17 protein-coding genes are annotated in these 15,147 nt (G+C 72.0%); 11 read left to right on the top strand and 6 right to left on the bottom strand.

Translation table 11 applies throughout. The features are described 5' to 3' along the window. Nucleotides 1-68: 68 nt before the first annotated feature. The gene (locus ACLIRP_RS09160) at nucleotides 69-401 is read right to left on the bottom strand and encodes a hypothetical protein (protein ID WP_412063664.1); all 333 of its coding nucleotides are present in this window, start codon (nucleotides 399-401) and stop codon (nucleotides 69-71) included. Nucleotides 402-444: 43 nt separating this feature from the next. Between ACLIRP_RS09160 and ACLIRP_RS09155 the strand changes: the two genes are divergently transcribed. After that, complete coding sequence (locus tag ACLIRP_RS09155; RefSeq protein WP_412063663.1) at nucleotides 445-1,062, top strand: rhomboid family intramembrane serine protease; 618 nt, start codon at nucleotides 445-447, stop codon at nucleotides 1,060-1,062. Here the strand turns inward: ACLIRP_RS09155 and ACLIRP_RS09150 are convergent. From ACLIRP_RS09150 to rplU, 3 genes are all read right to left on the bottom strand, one after another. Continuing rightward, nucleotides 1,059-1,775 (bottom strand): HAD family hydrolase, encoded by a 717-nt coding sequence (locus ACLIRP_RS09150; protein ID WP_412063662.1) that lies wholly within the window; start codon nucleotides 1,773-1,775, stop codon nucleotides 1,059-1,061. The two genes, ACLIRP_RS09155 and ACLIRP_RS09150, sit on opposite strands and share 4 nt — an antisense overlap. Nucleotides 1,776-1,983: 208 nt before the next feature. Continuing rightward, nucleotides 1,984-2,244, bottom strand: coding sequence for a 50S ribosomal protein L27 (gene rpmA / locus ACLIRP_RS09145; protein WP_412063661.1), 261 nt, complete (start codon nucleotides 2,242-2,244; stop codon nucleotides 1,984-1,986). Between the two features lie 30 nt (nucleotides 2,245-2,274). Continuing rightward, the gene (rplU, locus tag ACLIRP_RS09140) at nucleotides 2,275-2,589 is read right to left on the bottom strand and encodes a 50S ribosomal protein L21 (RefSeq protein WP_412063660.1); all 315 of its coding nucleotides are present in this window, start codon (nucleotides 2,587-2,589) and stop codon (nucleotides 2,275-2,277) included. A gap of 226 nt (nucleotides 2,590-2,815) precedes the next feature. Here rplU and nadD point away from each other — a divergent pair, with 226 nt between their 5' ends. The 4 genes from nadD to ACLIRP_RS09120 all read left to right on the top strand — a co-directional run bounded on the left by nadD (nucleotide 2,816) and on the right by ACLIRP_RS09120 (nucleotide 6,523). Further along, nucleotides 2,816-3,406, top strand: coding sequence for a nicotinate-nucleotide adenylyltransferase (gene nadD / locus ACLIRP_RS09135; protein WP_412063659.1), 591 nt, complete (start codon nucleotides 2,816-2,818; stop codon nucleotides 3,404-3,406). A gap of 55 nt (nucleotides 3,407-3,461) precedes the next feature. Further along, the gene (locus tag ACLIRP_RS09130) at nucleotides 3,462-5,030 is read left to right on the top strand and encodes a glycoside hydrolase family 3 protein (protein ID WP_412063658.1); all 1,569 of its coding nucleotides are present in this window, start codon (nucleotides 3,462-3,464) and stop codon (nucleotides 5,028-5,030) included. A gap of 337 nt (nucleotides 5,031-5,367) precedes the next feature. Beyond that, nucleotides 5,368-6,201 carry a phenylalanine 4-monooxygenase gene (locus tag ACLIRP_RS09125; RefSeq protein ID WP_412063657.1) on the top strand — a complete coding sequence of 278 codons (834 nt, stop codon included), beginning with the start codon at nucleotides 5,368-5,370 and terminating at the stop codon, nucleotides 6,199-6,201. A gap of 46 nt (nucleotides 6,202-6,247) precedes the next feature. Beyond that, nucleotides 6,248-6,523 (top strand): acylphosphatase, encoded by a 276-nt coding sequence (locus ACLIRP_RS09120; protein WP_412063656.1) that lies wholly within the window; start codon nucleotides 6,248-6,250, stop codon nucleotides 6,521-6,523. Nucleotides 6,524-6,648: 125 nt separating this feature from the next. Here the strand turns inward: ACLIRP_RS09120 and ACLIRP_RS09115 are convergent, their stop codons facing one another. Next, complete coding sequence (locus ACLIRP_RS09115; RefSeq protein WP_412063655.1) at nucleotides 6,649-7,434, bottom strand: SDR family NAD(P)-dependent oxidoreductase; 786 nt, start codon at nucleotides 7,432-7,434, stop codon at nucleotides 6,649-6,651. A gap of 56 nt (nucleotides 7,435-7,490) precedes the next feature. Between ACLIRP_RS09115 and prmC the strand changes: the two genes are divergently transcribed. Further along, complete coding sequence (gene prmC / locus ACLIRP_RS09110; RefSeq protein ID WP_412063654.1) at nucleotides 7,491-8,363, top strand: peptide chain release factor N(5)-glutamine methyltransferase; 873 nt, start codon at nucleotides 7,491-7,493, stop codon at nucleotides 8,361-8,363. Further along, the gene (locus ACLIRP_RS09105) at nucleotides 8,360-8,770 is read left to right on the top strand and encodes a hypothetical protein (RefSeq protein WP_412063653.1); all 411 of its coding nucleotides are present in this window, start codon (nucleotides 8,360-8,362) and stop codon (nucleotides 8,768-8,770) included. Before prmC ends, ACLIRP_RS09105 begins: the two co-directional genes overlap by 4 nt. 107 nt (nucleotides 8,771-8,877) lie before the next feature. Here the strand turns inward: ACLIRP_RS09105 and ACLIRP_RS09100 are convergent, their stop codons facing one another. Then, nucleotides 8,878-9,648, bottom strand: a complete 771-nt coding sequence (locus ACLIRP_RS09100; protein WP_412063652.1) for an SDR family NAD(P)-dependent oxidoreductase — start codon at nucleotides 9,646-9,648, stop codon at nucleotides 8,878-8,880. 127 nt (nucleotides 9,649-9,775) lie between these two features. Between ACLIRP_RS09100 and ACLIRP_RS09095 the strand changes: the two genes are divergently transcribed. The 4 genes from ACLIRP_RS09095 to ACLIRP_RS09080 all read left to right on the top strand — a co-directional run bounded on the left by ACLIRP_RS09095 (nucleotide 9,776) and on the right by ACLIRP_RS09080 (nucleotide 15,118). After that, nucleotides 9,776-11,833, top strand: coding sequence for an ATP-dependent helicase (locus tag ACLIRP_RS09095; protein ID WP_412063651.1), 2,058 nt, complete (start codon nucleotides 9,776-9,778; stop codon nucleotides 11,831-11,833). Between the two features lie 104 nt (nucleotides 11,834-11,937). After that, a complete protein-coding gene (locus ACLIRP_RS09090) occupies nucleotides 11,938-12,381 on the top strand; it encodes a GNAT family N-acetyltransferase (RefSeq protein ID WP_412063650.1) in 444 nt (147 codons plus the stop codon). 289 nt (nucleotides 12,382-12,670) lie between these two features. Next, the gene (locus tag ACLIRP_RS09085; protein WP_412063649.1) at nucleotides 12,671-13,897 is read left to right on the top strand and encodes an ABC transporter permease; all 1,227 of its coding nucleotides are present in this window, start codon (nucleotides 12,671-12,673) and stop codon (nucleotides 13,895-13,897) included. A gap of 3 nt (nucleotides 13,898-13,900) precedes the next feature. Continuing rightward, the gene (locus ACLIRP_RS09080) at nucleotides 13,901-15,118 is read left to right on the top strand and encodes an ABC transporter permease (protein ID WP_412063648.1); all 1,218 of its coding nucleotides are present in this window, start codon (nucleotides 13,901-13,903) and stop codon (nucleotides 15,116-15,118) included. The last annotated feature ends 29 nt before the right edge of the window (nucleotides 15,119-15,147 follow it).

The following is a 15,147-nucleotide window of genomic DNA, read 5'->3' as shown; positions in this document are numbered from 1 at the left end:
TGGGGGGAACTCGGAAAGACGGCCACCGGGCCGGCATGGCCCCGGTCCGCGGTCCGCGGTCCCAACCCTCAGAGCCTCACCCAGACCGTGCGCTGGCCGCTGGCGGGGTTCTCGAGCCGCAGCGTGTCGCCGTCGAGCGCGACGCGGAAGCGGCCGTCCTGGGTGTCGTCGCGGAGCCACAGGATGGAGTCGCCGACGATCTCGTACGTCGCCCCGTAGACGACGGGCTCGGCGCCCGGCGCGCGCTCGACGATGCGGGCCGTGCCGTCGGCGAAAAACTGGTAGCGCATGCCGAGCGAGTCCGGCCCGGCCGCGCGCCAGGTGCCCACGTAGCCGCCCGACCCGTCGCACCCGGCAAGCGCGAGCGCGGCGATGGCGAAGAGGAGGGGCAGGCGGGACATCGGCGGCGGCAGCGAGTACGCGAAGGTACCCGCCCCCACGCCCATGCTCGAAGGCCTCCTCTCGCTCCCGCCCGTCACCCAGACCATGCTGGTGCTCAACGTCGCCATCGGCGCGTACACGCTGCTGGTCAACCCCGAGCTCATCGACCGCTGGGCGTTCAAGCCGTACCGCGTCGTGCGCGAGCGCGAGTGGAGCCGGTGGCTCACCGCGGGCTTCGTCCACGTGAACGGGATGCACCTCGCGTTCAACATGATCACGCTCTACTTTTTTGGGCCGTACGTCGAGGCGGTGATGGGCCCGTGGAGCTTCCTGATCGTCTACCTCGGCTCAGAGCTGACCGCGAACGCGCTCACGTTCTGGAAGCACCGCGACGCGCCGCAGTACTCGGCCGTCGGCGCCTCGGGCGCCATCTCGGGCGTGCTGTTCGCCTTCTGCCTGTTCGAGCCGTTCGCGATGCTGGGCATCATGTTCATCATCCCGATGCCCGCCATCCTGTTCGCCGTCCTCTACGTCGTGCTCTCGATCTACGCCTCGAAGCGCGAGATCGGCCGCGTGGCGCACGAGGCGCACCTCGGCGGCGCGCTCGGCGGGCTGGCGCTGACGATCCTGCTGTACCCGGCCGCCGTCTCCATCTTCCTCGCCCAGCTCGGGCTGGGCTAGCGCACCCGCGCCAGCAGGTCGGCCCAGTCGTCGAAGGCGACGGCGCCCTCGGGCGCGCGCTCGGCGTCGCCCCGGTACCACGCGACGGGCCACCCGGCGCCGGTCCCGCCCAGCACGTCGGAGTGGTAGGAGTCGCCGACGTAGAGCAAGTCGCCCGCGGGCACGTCCCAGCCCAACGTGCTGGCGGCCTGCTGGCGGACGTGCTCGAAGATGCCGGGGTCGGGCTTCATCACGCCGACCTCCTCGGAGATGACCACGAACGCCGCGCGCTCGGCGATCTCGGGGAGCGCCGCCAGCTTGCCGCGCTGCTGCGCCGAGAACCCGTTCGTCAGGATTCCGACGGGCACGGCGTCCGCGACGGCGCGGTAGGCCTCGCGCGCGCCCTCGGCCCAGCGCCAGTGCGCGGCGTACCGCGCGAGGTAGTCGCGGTCGAGTGTCGCCGGCTCGATCGTGTCGCACTCGAGCGCCGCGAGAAGGCGCTCCGAGCGGAGCTGGCGGAGTTGCTCGCCGGTGATCTCGCCCCGGCCGAAGTCGCGCCAGAGCGGGATGTTGCAGGCCCGGTACGAGGCGTGGACGTGGTCGAACGTGTGGTGCCCGAGGTGCGCGCCGTGCAGCCGGTGGACGTCCGCCAGCGCCGCAGCCTCGGCCGCTTTGTGATCGAGGAGGGTGTCGTCGAGGTCGAAGACGACGAGGGCAGGGGGGGACAGGGGCACGGGGAGAGGGGCAAGAGGGGAGAGCCAAGATGCCGACCGCCACCGGCCGACGCGAGCGCGTTGTCTGCACTCCGCTCGTTCCTCACTCCCTGTTCCCGCGAACCGGAGGTCGGCGCCAGCCAGCGCCAGCGAGCCATTCCTGAAACCAAAAAAAAGCGCCCCCGCCGCCGAAGCAGCAGGGGCGCCGAGATCGAGTCGATCCGCGAGGCTAGCCCTCGACCGGGTCGATGTGGACCGTCTTGCGGCCGCCGCGCGACGTCTGGAAGCGGACGCGGCCGTTCGAGGTGGCGAACAGCGTGTCGTCGTTGCCACGGCCGACGTTGAGGCCGGGGTGGAACTTGGTCCCGCGCTGGCGGACGATGATCGTGCCGGCGTGGATCGTGGCGCCGCCCGGCGACTTCACGCCGAGCATGTTGGGGTTGGAGTCGCGGCCGTTCTTCGACGAGCCGACGCCTTTTTTGTGTGCCATCTCAGGTGGGGGTCTGGGAGCGCGAGCGCGCTAGTTGACGGAGAGCGCGCCGATCTTGATCTGCGTGTACGGCTGGCGGTGGCCATTCTTGACCTTGTAGCCCTTGCGGCGCTTCTTCTTGAAGACGATGACCTTGTCGCCCTTGACGTGCGCGAGCACCTCGGCGGGGACGCTGGCGCCATCGACGGTCGGGGCCCCGACGGAGACGCCGTCGTCGCCGGAGACGAGGAGGACCTTGTCGAACGTGAGGGAGTCGCCGACCTCGCCCTTGAGGCGGGGCACGAAGAGGCGGAGGCCTTCGGAGACCTTGAACTGCTTGCCGGCGATCTCGACGATTGCGTACATGGGGTGTGCGGGCTTGGGAAGTCCCCCGGGCGACGGCAGGTGCGGCCGTCCGAGGAGCGCAGGGCAGAGCCGGGGAATCTAGGGGGCTCGCGCGCCCAGGGATCTGGGGATTTGTCGAAGACGGCGGCTCGCGGGGTGAAGGAACGAGGAGTGGGGGGCGGACGGTGCAGGGTGGCGCCAGGCGTGACGGCCGACCATCTTCCTCATCCCTCATCCCTCATCCCTCATGCCCCTCGGAGTCTTCGGCGGCTCGTTCAACCCCCCGCACGTCGGTCACCTCGCCGTGGCGGAGGCGTGCGCCGACGCCGCCGGGCTCGACCGCGTGCTGTGGATTCCCGCCGCGACCTCCCCCCACAAGGTCGGCGACCCGTCGCTGGCGCCCGCCGAGGCGCGGCTGGCGATGGTCCGCGCCGCCGTCGAAGGAAACGACCGGTTCGCCGTGTCTGATATCGAGATCGCTCGTGAGGGCGTCAGCTACACCGTCGACACGCTGCGCCAGCTGGCGGCCGAGGGCGCCGGGCCCCTGGCCCTCATCGTCGGCGGCGACAGCCTGGCGGGCTTTCCTTCGTGGCGCGAGCCTCGGGCGATCCTCGACCTGGCGACGCTGGTCGTGTACCGCCGCCCCGGCGACGCCGTCGACCTCAGCGCGCTACCCGACTGGCTGGCGTCGGCGCTGACCGTCGTAGAGGGGCCGTCGCTGGCGGTGTCGAGCACCGAGATCCGCGAGCGCGTCGCCAGCGGGCAGACGGTGCGGTACCTCGTGCCCGACGTGGTCCGCACGATCATCGAGGCCGAGGGGCTATACGGCGCGGGCTAGGGATCGCCCACGGGAGGCGGGCCGTACCACGGGCCCCTCTCTCCCCGCCACGTCCGTGCCCCGTTCCCTCGAAGACAAAGCCGCCGGCCTCCTCATCGTCCGTCTCGGCAACAACCTCCCGCCCGCCGTCACCGCGACGGAGGCCGAAGCCGAGGTCGCCGCGCTCCTCGACCGCTACGCCATCGGCGGGCTCATCCTGTTCAACGGGCGCTGGCCCGACACGCGCGACACCCTCGCGCGGCTCCAGCAGAAGTCCGAGCACGGGCTCATCGTGACGACCGACATGGAGCGCGGGTTTGGGCAGCAGGTCATCGGGGGGACCGTCTACCCCCACGCCGAGGCGTTCGCGCACGCCAGCGACGCCGAGACCGTCCGCGCCTTCGCCGCACAGGCCAGTCGGGAGGCGCTCGCGTGCGGCGTCCACGTCACCTACTCGCCGGTCGCCGACGTCGACCGCAATCTGGAGAACCCCATCATCGGCGCCCGCGCCTTCGGGCCCGATCCCGGCCGGGCCGCCGAGCTGACGGCCGCGTTCGTCGCGGGCGTCCACGACGCAGGCCAGCTGGCGACCGCCAAACACTTCCCCGGCCACGGCGGCACGTCGGGCGACTCGCACGCTGAGCTGCCGACGGTCGACGACGACCTCGAGACGCTGCAAGCGACCGACTTCGTCCCCTTCCGCGCCGCCATCGACGCGGGTGTCGATCTGGTGATGACGGCGCACGTCGTGTACTCGGCGCTCGACGCCGACACCCCGGCCACCCGCTCGCCGACGATTCTGCGCGGCCTCTTGCGCGAGCAGATGGGCTTTGAGGGTGTCGTCGTCACCGACAGCCTGCAGATGGCGGGCGCGAAGGTGGAGGGCAAGACCGAGGGCGACCTCGCCGCCGAGCTGTTGGAGGCGGGCGTCGACCTGTTCGTGGACGCTGTCGACCCGGTCGCCGTCATCGAGGGGCTGGTCGCCGCCGTCCGCGAGGGGCGCCTCGACGAGGGCCTGCTCGACGCCGCGCTCGCGCGCGTCGACCGCCTGCGCGAGACGCTGCGCCAGCGCCACGGGCCCGACGTGTTCAGCACGCCGCCGCTCCCGGCCGAGACCGTCGCCGCGCCCGAGCACGCCGCGCTGGCCGAGCGCGTCGCCCATGATGCCGTCGAGGTCGCTCGCGGCCCGCTGCCCGACCTGGGTGACGGGTCCGGCGTGCTCGTGGTGCTCATTAAGCCCGCCCCGCGCCCCAACGAGCCGGTCACGATGCCGATGGGGGAGGCCGTCGCCCAACTCTTGCCGAAGGCCGTCTACCGCGAGCTGGAGCCGACGCACGAGGACCAGGACGAGCCGTTCGACGAGATCCGCTTGCTCGCGAACGACGCGCGCGAGCTGGTGGTCGCCACGATCGCCCGGCCCGCCGCGTGGAGCACGTTCGGGCTGGCCGGCCGCGAGCGCCGCTTTGCCCGCAACCTGATGGCCGCCCACCCGACCACGCTCGTCGTCTTGGGCGACCAGCGCGGCCTGCGCGGCTACGACGCGTGCGACGCCGCGATCGTGACGTACTCCGACGTGGCCGCCAGCCAGGTCGCTGCCGTCGAGCGGCTCGCGGGGCGGGCCGATGGCGAGCCGGTGGGCCCGTGAGTCGGTCCGTGCGAGATCGAACCCTGCCGTGCGACCGACCCCACCGACCCCACCGACCCCACCGAGCCACTGGCCCTCTGGCCCCGAACCTCCCCAGCGAACGTCTCGTTCTAGCGATCGGCAGCGCCGTCGCCGCCGGGGCGTACGCCGTCTGGACGGTCGACGCGGGCGGCTGGTCGCTCGACGCCGCGGTCCGGGCCGGCGGCGTGCTGGCGGCTGTCCTCGTGATGGCCCTCGTGCTCCGCGCCGCGCGCCGCGCCAACCGACCCCGCTAGAGGCCGAAGCCCGTCGCCGACGCCCGTAGATTCCGAAAGCCCTTCCAATCCTCCCCACTCCGATGACCGAGCCCACCGCCGACGCCCCCCTCTCCGCCTACGAGAAGCCCCCGGCCGACGGCGGGGAGGTCGATCCCCGCTGCGTCCCGCAGAACCTCGACGGGCCGCCCCCCATCGGCGACGAGATCGAGCCGCCCGCGTATGACGAGGAGAGCCAGGAAAACTGGCGCTTCCTGTTTGCCCGTCAGATGTCGATGCTGCCCGGCCGCGCCGGCGAGGCCTACCTCGAAGGCGTCAAGACGCTCGGGATGACGCCCGACCACATCCCGACGTTGCGCGACCTCAGCCGCCGCATGGAGGCCGCCGCCGGCTGGCGCATCGCCCGGATCCCGGGCCTGCTCCACGAGCGCGACTTTTTCGGCCTGCTCAACGACCGCGTCTTCCCCTCGACCGACTACATCCGCCGCAAGGACGAGCTCGACTACACGCCCGCGCCGGACTGCTTCCACGACATGTTCGGCCACATGCCGATGCTGACGGAGCCGGCCTTCGCCGACTTCTACCACCTCTTCGGCCAGAGCGCGCTCCACGCCGAGGGCACGGACCGCCAGTCGCTCGAGCGGCTCCATTGGTTCACCGTCGAGTTCGGGCTCATCAAGCAGGAGGTCGGAGAGCGGATCTTCGGCGCCGGCATCCTGTCGTCGAAGGACGAGGTCCAGCACGCGCTCAGCGACAAGGTCGAGAAGGTGCCGTTCTCGATCGAGGCCGTCATCAACCAGGACTACGACGTGTGGCACCTCCAGCCCAAGCTGTTCGTGCTCGACTCGTTCGAGCAGCTCGAGACCGACTTCCGCGCCTGGGCCGCCAGCCGCGGCCTGCTCCCCGCCGACGCCTAGCGCGCCCCGCCCGCCCCGTCCGGAGGCGGGCGGCGCCGTTGCCGCGATGCAGCGACTTGAAGCCACCGTCCGGGGTCGCGTCCAGGGCGTCGGGTTCCGGCGCTACGTGATGCGCTGGGCCCGCCGCCTCGGCCTGTCGGGCTGGGTCCGCAACGACCCCGACGGAACGGTCCGCCTGGCGGCCGACGGCGAGGCGCCCGAGCTCGACCGCCTGACGCGCCTGTTGTGGGGCGGCCCGCCCGGCGCCGACGTCCAGGCCGTCGAGGCGGTCCGCACGGCCCCCCTGGCGAGGTTCGACGACTTTCGGATCCGCCGGCCGTGACGCCCCCCGTGTGCCTAAGGCGGGTGGGGCGGGGTGTTTCGAGTACTTGGGTCGGTGAGTCTGTTGCGTGCTTCGTGTTGCGTGTATCCCCCCCTGGGGACGCAACACGCAACACCTATCCACACTCACCCCGCCTTTTTCATCACGGCCCCGGCGACCGCCAGCCCCAGCGAAGTCGGGCCGAGCTTGGCGGCGATGGCCTGCACCTTGTTGCCGACGCCGGGCACCACGCGTCGCGTGTTTGCCGCCAGCCCCGCAAGCCCCTGCCGGGCGACGGTCTCGGACGGCAGCGCGCCGTTGAAAAAGGCGTCGTTCATGCCCGCCCGGTCCGCGAACCCGGTGCGGACGGGCCCGGGGCACAGGCACGACACGTGGACGCCCGTCCCGCGCATCTCGGCCCACAGCGCCTCCGAGAACGACAGCACGTACGACTTGGTCGCCGCGTAGACGGCGAACGAGGGCGCGGGCACGAACGCCGCCACGCTCGCGACGTTGAGGACGCCGCCGCGCCCGCGCCCCACCATCCCGGGCAAGAGCCGCCGCGTCAGCGAGGTCAGCGCCATGACGTTGAGGCCGACCATTCCCTCGGCCTGCTCGGCACTCGCGTCGAGAAACGGGCCCTGCACGCCGAAGCCGGCGTTGTTGACGAGCACGTCGACGGCGAGGCCGTCGGCGTCCAGGCGGGCCGCCAGCGCGGCCGGGGCGTCGCGCGGGTCGAGGTCGGCCGCGACGACGGTCGCCGTCCCGCCTGCCGCGCGGACCTCGCCGGCGACCGTCGCGAGTGCGTTTTCGGAACGGGCGACCAAGACAACGTGCGCGCCAGTTGCGCCGAGCTGGCGGGCCATGTCGGCGCCGATGCCGGACGAGGCGCCGGTGACGAGGGCCGTGCGGCCGGTGTAGTAATCCGTCAAAGGAAGAGGGGAGAGGTGGGCCCGTATCCTACGCCACCCCGCCCGCCACAGATCGGTTGACGAGACGATCCCTCCTCGACGACGCCGTCGCCCGGCTCACCGACGCCGGCGTCGACGACCCCCGCCGCACAGCCGAGTGGATCGTCGAGGACGTGACGGGCGCCACGCGCGCTGCGCTCTACGCCCGACCCGACGCGCCCGCGCAGCCTGAGGAGGTCGCCCTCGTCGCCCGCGCCGTCGCGCGCCGCGCCGCCGGCGAGCCCGTCCAGTACGTCTTGGGCCACGCCGACTTTTACGGCCTCACGCTCGCGGTCTCGCCGGCCGTGCTCGTGCCGCGCCCCGAGACCGAGGCCGTCGTGGAGGAGGCGCTCCGCCGGATCCGGTCCGTCGAGGCGCCCTGGGTGCTCGACGTGGGCACGGGGAGTGGCGCCGTCGCGCTCGCGATCGCCTCGGAGCGGCCCGACGCCGAGGTTTTCGCCGTCGACGTGTCGCCGGATGCGCTCGCGGTCGCCGCTGGCAACGCCGACCGCCTGGGGCTGGCGGTCACGTTCGTCGAGGCCGACGCCCTGCGCCCGGCCTTTGCCGACGAGGTCCCGCCCGCGTTCGACCTCCTCGTCTCGAACCCGCCCTACGTCCCCGACGCCGAGCGCGCCGGGCTCCAGCGCGAGGTGCGCGACCACGAGCCCGGGCTGGCGCTCTTCGTCCCCGACGCCGACCCGCTCCTCTTCTACCGCGCGCTCGCCGGCCACGCCGAGCGCCTGCTCCGCCCCGACGGCTGGCTCGTCGCCGAGACGCACGCCGACCACGGGACGGCCGTCGCCGCGCTCTGGCGCGACGCCGGGCTCGCCGACGCCGCCATCCTGCCCGACCTCGCCCGCCGCGACCGCATCGCCGTCGCCCGCCGCCCGCCCGACTCGCCCTCGACATGACGCCGACCCCGGATCCCGACAACCTCCCCGAGGTCTCCGCCGACACCGTCGCCCAGCTCTTTTTCGACTTTCTGCGCCAGCTCTCAACGCTGTCGCTGGCGGCCGCCGGCGGGACGGTCACGCTGATGCAGACCGTGCTGGCGGAGTCCGCGAGCCAGGGCCTGCTCGTCGGCGGCGTCGCGGCGCTGTTCCTGGCCGCCCTGTTCGCGCTCCAGACCCAGCAGGTGCTCGTCGAGCGGCTCGCGGGGCACACGAAGACGATGCGGCCGCAGGACGGGGGGCTCGCGCGCCTCAAAATGAAGCGGACCTCGGCCAACGAGCAGCGCCTGATGTACCTCGCCTTCGGCTTGTTCGGCGCCGGCCTGACGATGGTGGGCGTCGCCGTCGTCAACGACTTCCTGCTGTAGACAACCGTGAATAGCGAGGCGCCACGTGAGGCGTCCCCTCTCCCTCTGGGAGAGGGACAGGGTGAGGGCCGATTGAGGACGGCGTAGCGGTCCGCGCGCGACCTGCGTCAGGCCACCAGGTACCCGCCGTCGACGGTGAACACGCCGCCGGTGCAGTACGCCGAGGCGTCCGACGCCAGAAACACCGCCAGCCCGGCCAGGTCCTCGGGCACCCCGATCCGCCCGGCCGGCACGCCCCGCGTAAATCGCGCCAGCGTTTTCTCGTCGGCCCACATCGGCTGGCTGAGCTGCGTCTGGATCAGGCCGGGGCAGATCGCGTTCGCCCGCACGCCGTGGCGGCCCCACTCCTTCGCCATCACCTGCGTCAGCGAGATCAGCGCCGCCTTCGAAACGCTGTAGATGCCCACGCCGGTCTCGGGCGTGACGCCCCCGATGCTCGACACGTTGAGGATCGACCCGCCCGACACGGACAGGTAGGGGAGCGCCGCTTGCGCCAGCAGGAACGGGCCCTTGAGGTTCACGCCCATGATCTGGTCGAACGCCCGCTCGTCGGTCTCCTCGACCGGCCCGTAGACCGGGCTCGTCGCCGCGTTGTTGACCAGGACGTGGAGCCCACCGTGGGTGTCGGCGATCTCGGAGACGGCCTCCGCGATCTCGTCGGCCCGCCCGACGTGGAGCGCCCGCCCCGTGGCCTGCCCGCCCGCCGCCCGGATCGACGCGGCGACCGCGTCCACGGCTTCCTGCCTCCGGCTCGCAACGACGACATGCGCCCCGGCGTCGGCCAGCGCCCGCGCCATCGCCTCCCCGATCCCCCGCGAGGCGCCGGTGACGAGGGCGACGCGGCTATCGAGACGGAAGGAGTCCGGGAGGGCAGGCATGGGAGAGGGGGGGGACGTCCCGTACCCAGTGCCCGCTCCCCGAGGTCCCCGCCGACCCTGTCACCCCCTCCGGCGTAGACTCGACCCCCGCCCCGCTGGCGACCCGACCTCTCCGACCCTCCGCCCCGTGGCCCGCCGCTTCGTCCTCCAGCCCCGCGAGCCCGACCCCGGCGACCCGCACCTCACCCTCGATTACGCCGCCGACCTCGACCGTCAGCAGCTCGCGGCGGCGACCGCCGGCGACGGCGCCACGCTCGTCGTCGCGGGCGCCGGTACGGGCAAGACGCGCACGCTCGTCTACCGCGTCGCCTACCTCGTCGAGACCGGCGTCCCGCCCGAGCAGATCGTCCTGCTCACCTTCACCCGGCGCGCCGCGACCGAGATGCTCACGCGCGCCGGGATGCTGCTCGACGGCCGGTGCGAGCGGGTCCGCGGCGGCACCTTCCACGCCTTCTGCCTTGAGACCTTGCGCCGTTATGCCACGCGCGTAGGCTACCCCGACCGCTTCGGCGTCCTCGACTCGGCCGACGCCGCGGACGTCGTCGACCTTGCCCGGACGAGGCTTGGGCTCGACCGCCTGCCCAAGCGCTTTCCCCGCAAGCGGACCCTGCTGGCGATGTTCTCCGCCGCCACCAACCGCGGCCTGGCGCTCGACCAGGTCGTCGCCGACGCCTACCCCCAGTACGCCGAGCACCTCGACACCCTGCACCGCCTGCGCACCGGCTACGCCGAGACCAAGCGCCGCACGGGGATGATGGACTTCGACGACCTGCTGGCGCTCACGCTCGGACTCCTGCGCGAGAACCCCGATGTCCGCCAAGCCGTCGCCGGCCGTGCGCGGCAGGTGCTCGTCGACGAGTACCAGGACGTCAATATGCTCCAGGCCGACTTGGTCGAGCAGTTCCAGTCCGTCTGGCGCAACGTCATGATGGTCGGCGACGACGCCCAGTCGATCTACCGCTTCCGGGGCGCGGACGTGGGCCACATTCTCGACGTGCCCGTCCGCTACCCGGGCGCCCGCGTCTTGAAGCTGGAGCACAACTACCGGTCGACGCAGCCCATCCTCGACCTCGCCAACCACGTTATCGCGAACGCGGCCGAGGCCTACGACAAGCGCCTCTTTACCGACCGCGAGGGAGGGGAGACCCCGGCGCTCGTCTCCGCGCCGGACGACGGCGACGAGGCGCGGTTCGTGGCCCAAGTGGTCTTGGACAACCGCGAGAGCGGGACGCCCCTCAACCGCCAGGCCGTCCTCTTCCGCTCCGGCTGGTGCTCGTATGCGCTCGAAGCCGAGCTCGGCCGCCGCAAGATCCCCTTCGTCAAGTTCGGCGGCCTCAAGCTGGCGGAGGCCGCCCACGTCAAGGACATCGTCGCCCACCTGCGCGTCGCCGAGAACCCCGCCGACGCCGTCGCCTGGAACCGCGCCCTGCGCCTGGTCGAGGGCGTCGGCCCCACGACCGCGCGCCGCCTGCTCGACTGGATCTCGCACGCCGCCACGGGCGGCACCGACGCCGCCGTCCACGTCCTGCGCCAGTCCGTCGACGAGGTCGTCTCCTCGCCGACCGTCGCCGCCTCGGTCGCCCGGCTCGTCGAGGCGCTGACGCCGTTGCGCGACGACGCGCTGGCGCCCGAGGCCCAGGTCGAGCGCCTGCTGGCGTACTACCGCCCCGTCTTCGAGCGCGTCTACGCCGACGACTTTCAGAACCGCGAGGCCGACCTCGACGCCGTCGTGGCGCTCGCCGCCCGCCACCGCTCGCGCACGGCGCTGCTGGAGTCGCTCGCGCTCGACCCCATCGACTGGACGCAGGAGCCGTCGGACGCCGCCCTCAAGGACGAGCCGCCGCTCGTGCTCTCGACGATCCACTCGGCCAAGGGCTTGGAGTTCGACACGGTCTTCCTCATCCACGCCCTCGACGGCGTCCTGCCGTCCGCCTACGCACTCGCGTCGAGCGAGGAGGAAGACGAAGAGCGCCGCCTGCTCTACGTGGCGCTGACGCGCGCCGAGACGCACCTGTACTGCTCGGTCCCGCTCGTCCAGTACCGCCGGGGCTCCGGCCAGTTTTTGACCGAGCCCAGCCGCTTCCTGTCCGGCCTGCCCGAGACGCTGATCGAGCCGTGGTCGCTCGTCGAGGAGGCGGCCCCGCCCGCACTCCCCCCGCCGCCGCCCGCGCTCCCGGAGGGCTGACAGTATGGGGCGAGGATGTGTGAGTCCAGGCCCCCGCAACTTCCCCTTGATCCGGAGCGCGCCAGCCGGTACCGTTCGGTGTGGAAACCCTGGCCCCCCCGTCCATGCTCCGGCCGCCGTCCGACGTTCGGATCGAGCGGATCGACGTGGCGCGGTACCCCGAGATCCAGGCCCTCAACCGGTCGGTGTTCGACGACACGCGCGTGATCCAGCGCCTCGACCGCGACGATCTCGTGCTCCTGCTGGCGACGGTCGGCGGCGAGCCGGTCGGCTACAAGGTGGGCTACCGCGAGAGCGCGACGACGTTCTACAGCGCCAAGGGCGGCGTGCTGGAGCCGTGGCGCCGGCGCGGCGTGGCGCGCGCGCTGTTGGCCGCGTTGGAGCAGGAGGCCCGGCGGCTGGGCTACGCCCGGTTCGCCTACGACACGTTCCCCAACAAGCACCCCGGCATGACCGTGCTCGGGCTGGCGCAGGGCTACACCGTCACCGCCGCCGGCTACAACGCCGCCTACCGCGATTTTCGGCTCCGCTTCGAGCGTGACCTGTGAGGGCTGCGCGCTCGAACGGTCTGCCCCTTCTCGGGTATCCGGGCAAGAGCGGGCGCCCTGCCTTGTACGCTCGTCCGACGTCATCCCGAGCGTACGCGAGGGATCTCAGCATGGCCGTCATGCTCATCCTGCCGTTCGTCGCGACCTGAAGAGTCTCGCTGAGATCCCTCGCAGGCTCGGGATGACGTGGACTGGGGAACGGCAAGACGCTGACCCACGAGAGGGGCGACCTTGCGACCGCAACCCCGCGCCCGGCTCGCCGTAGCTCGCCCTCCCCCCGCCGCCGCCCGTGCCCGCCTTTCCCACCGAGATCGCCGAGGGCGTCCGTATCGCCGCGACGGCTCTGTGGGAGCGCAAGGTCCGCGCCCTGCTCACGACGCTCGGCATCGTCATCGGCATCGTCTCGGTGACCTCCATGTTCACCGTCATCAACGGGATCGAGCGCGAGTTCGACAAGTCGATGGCCATGATCGGCGACGACGCGCTCTTCGTCGAGCGCACGCCCTGGATCATCTTGGACGACTGGTGGAAGTATCGCAACCGCCCGCCGGTCACCGAGGACCTCGCGACGTTCCTGCGTGAGCGCGCGACGGTCGCGTCGGAGATCGCGCCCATTACCGGGATGGGCGCGACGGTCACGCGCGGGCGCGACGAGATCGCCGGCGTCGGCGTCGAGGCCTCGACGGCCAACTACGTCGACACCGGCGGCGCCGACATCGAGGAGGGCCGCTTCTACTCCGACGCCGAGTCGCGCGCGGCCCGGGCCGTCGCCGTCATCGGGTTCGACGTGGTCGAGGAGTTGTTCCCCGGCGAGGACCCCATCGGCAAGGACATCCGCATCGGCGGCGAGCGCTTCGAGGTCGTCGGCACGCTCGCCAAGCGCGGCAAGTTCTTGGGCATGATGTCGGCCGACGGCCGCGCCATCATCCCGCTCAACACGTATCGCCGCCTGTTCTCGACCGAGCCCAACCTGTCGATCAAGGTCCAGGTCGCGGAGGGCGTCGACCAGCTCGCGGCCATCGACGAGATCACCGGCCTGACGCGCATCTGGCGCGGGCTCGACGCGCTCGACGAGGAGGACTTCTCGATCAACCGCCAGGACCAGTTCCGCGACTTGGTCCAGACGATGCGGATCGCGACGTACGCCGTCGGCCTGTTCCTGACGGCCCTCGCCCTCCTCGTCGGCGGGATCGGGGTCATGAACATCATGTTCGTGAGCGTCAAGGAGCGGACGCGCGAGATCGGCGTGCGCAAGGCGCTGGGCGCCACGCAGCGCGCGATTCTGTTCCAGTTCCTCGTCGAGGCCGTCGCCATCTGCCTCTTGGGCGGCGCGATCGGCGTGGCCATCGCCGCGCTCGTCGCCGTCGGCCTGAACCAGGTCTTTACCGCCGAGCTGTCGGGCGGGACGGTCGCCCTCGCGTTCGTGATCTGCGCCGTCGTCGGCGTCGCGTTCGGCCTGATCCCCGCGTGGCAGGCCGCGCGGGCTCGGCCCATCGAGGCCCTCCGCTACGAGTAACCCATGGGAGAGACCTTCCGCCAGGCCCTGCAGGCCCTCCGCTCGAACCGCCTCCGGTCCGCGCTGACGCTCGTCGGCATGGCGATCGGCGTGTTCTCCGTCATCGCGTCCGTCACCGCCGTCAAGGTGCTCGACGGCACGCTGATGTCGGAGCTGGCGTCGATGGGCACGCAGACCATCACGTTCAACCGGATCAACTCGGACGGGCCGCCGACCGACGAGCAGCAGCGCCGGCCTCAGCTGACCTTCGACCAGGCGCTTGCGCTCCGCGACCGCGCCCCGCTCGCGGCGTCGGTCAGTGCGGGCGTCTGGGCCGGAAGCCGCGAGGTCCGGACGACGGAGGAGGCGACCGACCCGGACGTCGCGGTGATCGCGACGGACCAGGACTACCCGCAGAACAATGGCTGGGAGATGGGCCAGGGCCGGTTCCTCACCGAGGAGGACGTCCGGGCCGCCCGCCCGGCCGCCGTCTTGGGGACGACCGTCGCGACCGAGCTCTTCGGCGAGGGCGACCCGATCGGCCAGGAGGTCCGCGTCGACGGCGTCCGGTTCTCGGTCGTCGGCGTGCTCGCCGAAAAGTCGGGCGGGATGGGGATCGGCGACGCCAACAACCGGGTCGTCGTGCCGATCACCCGGGGCATGGAGGCGTTCGGGCTCCAGAACCGTGACGTGTGGATCGACGTGCGCGCGCCGAGCCCCGAGATGCTGGCGGCGACCCAGGACCAGGCGACGGGCGCGCTCCGCGCGATTCGCCGGCTCCCGCCCGAGGCCGAGAACAACTTCGACGTGTTCTCCTCGGCCGAGGCCGCCGATGGGCTCAAGACGTTCACGAGCGCGCTCGCGACCGGCGGCGCGGGCATCGGGCTCATCGCCTTGCTCGCGGCGGGCGTCGGGGTCATGAACATCATGCTCGTCAGCGTGACCGAGCGGACGCGCGAGATCGGCGTCCGCAAGTCGCTGGGCGCCACTCGGCGCGACATCCTGTTGCAGTTCTTGGTCGAGGCCGTCGTGCTGTGTCAGATCGGCGGGCTTGTGGGCATTGTGCTCGGCGCGCTCGGTGGGAACGTCGTCGCGGCGCTCATGACGACGCCCCCGGCGTTCCCGTGGGGCTGGGCCATCACCGCCGTGCTCGGCGTGACGGTCGTGGCCCTCGTGTTCGGGGTGTACCCGGCCACCAAGGCCGCCAAGCTGCACCCCATCGAGGCCCTGCGCTACGAGTAGGCGGTCGGCGTTAGGAATTGGGGAGGGAG

This window comes from Rubrivirga halophila (assembly GCF_046845755.1).
Classification (GTDB): domain Bacteria; phylum Bacteroidota; class Rhodothermia; order Rhodothermales; family Rubricoccaceae; genus Rubrivirga.
This window is presented reverse-complemented; position numbering and strand designations above follow the sequence as displayed.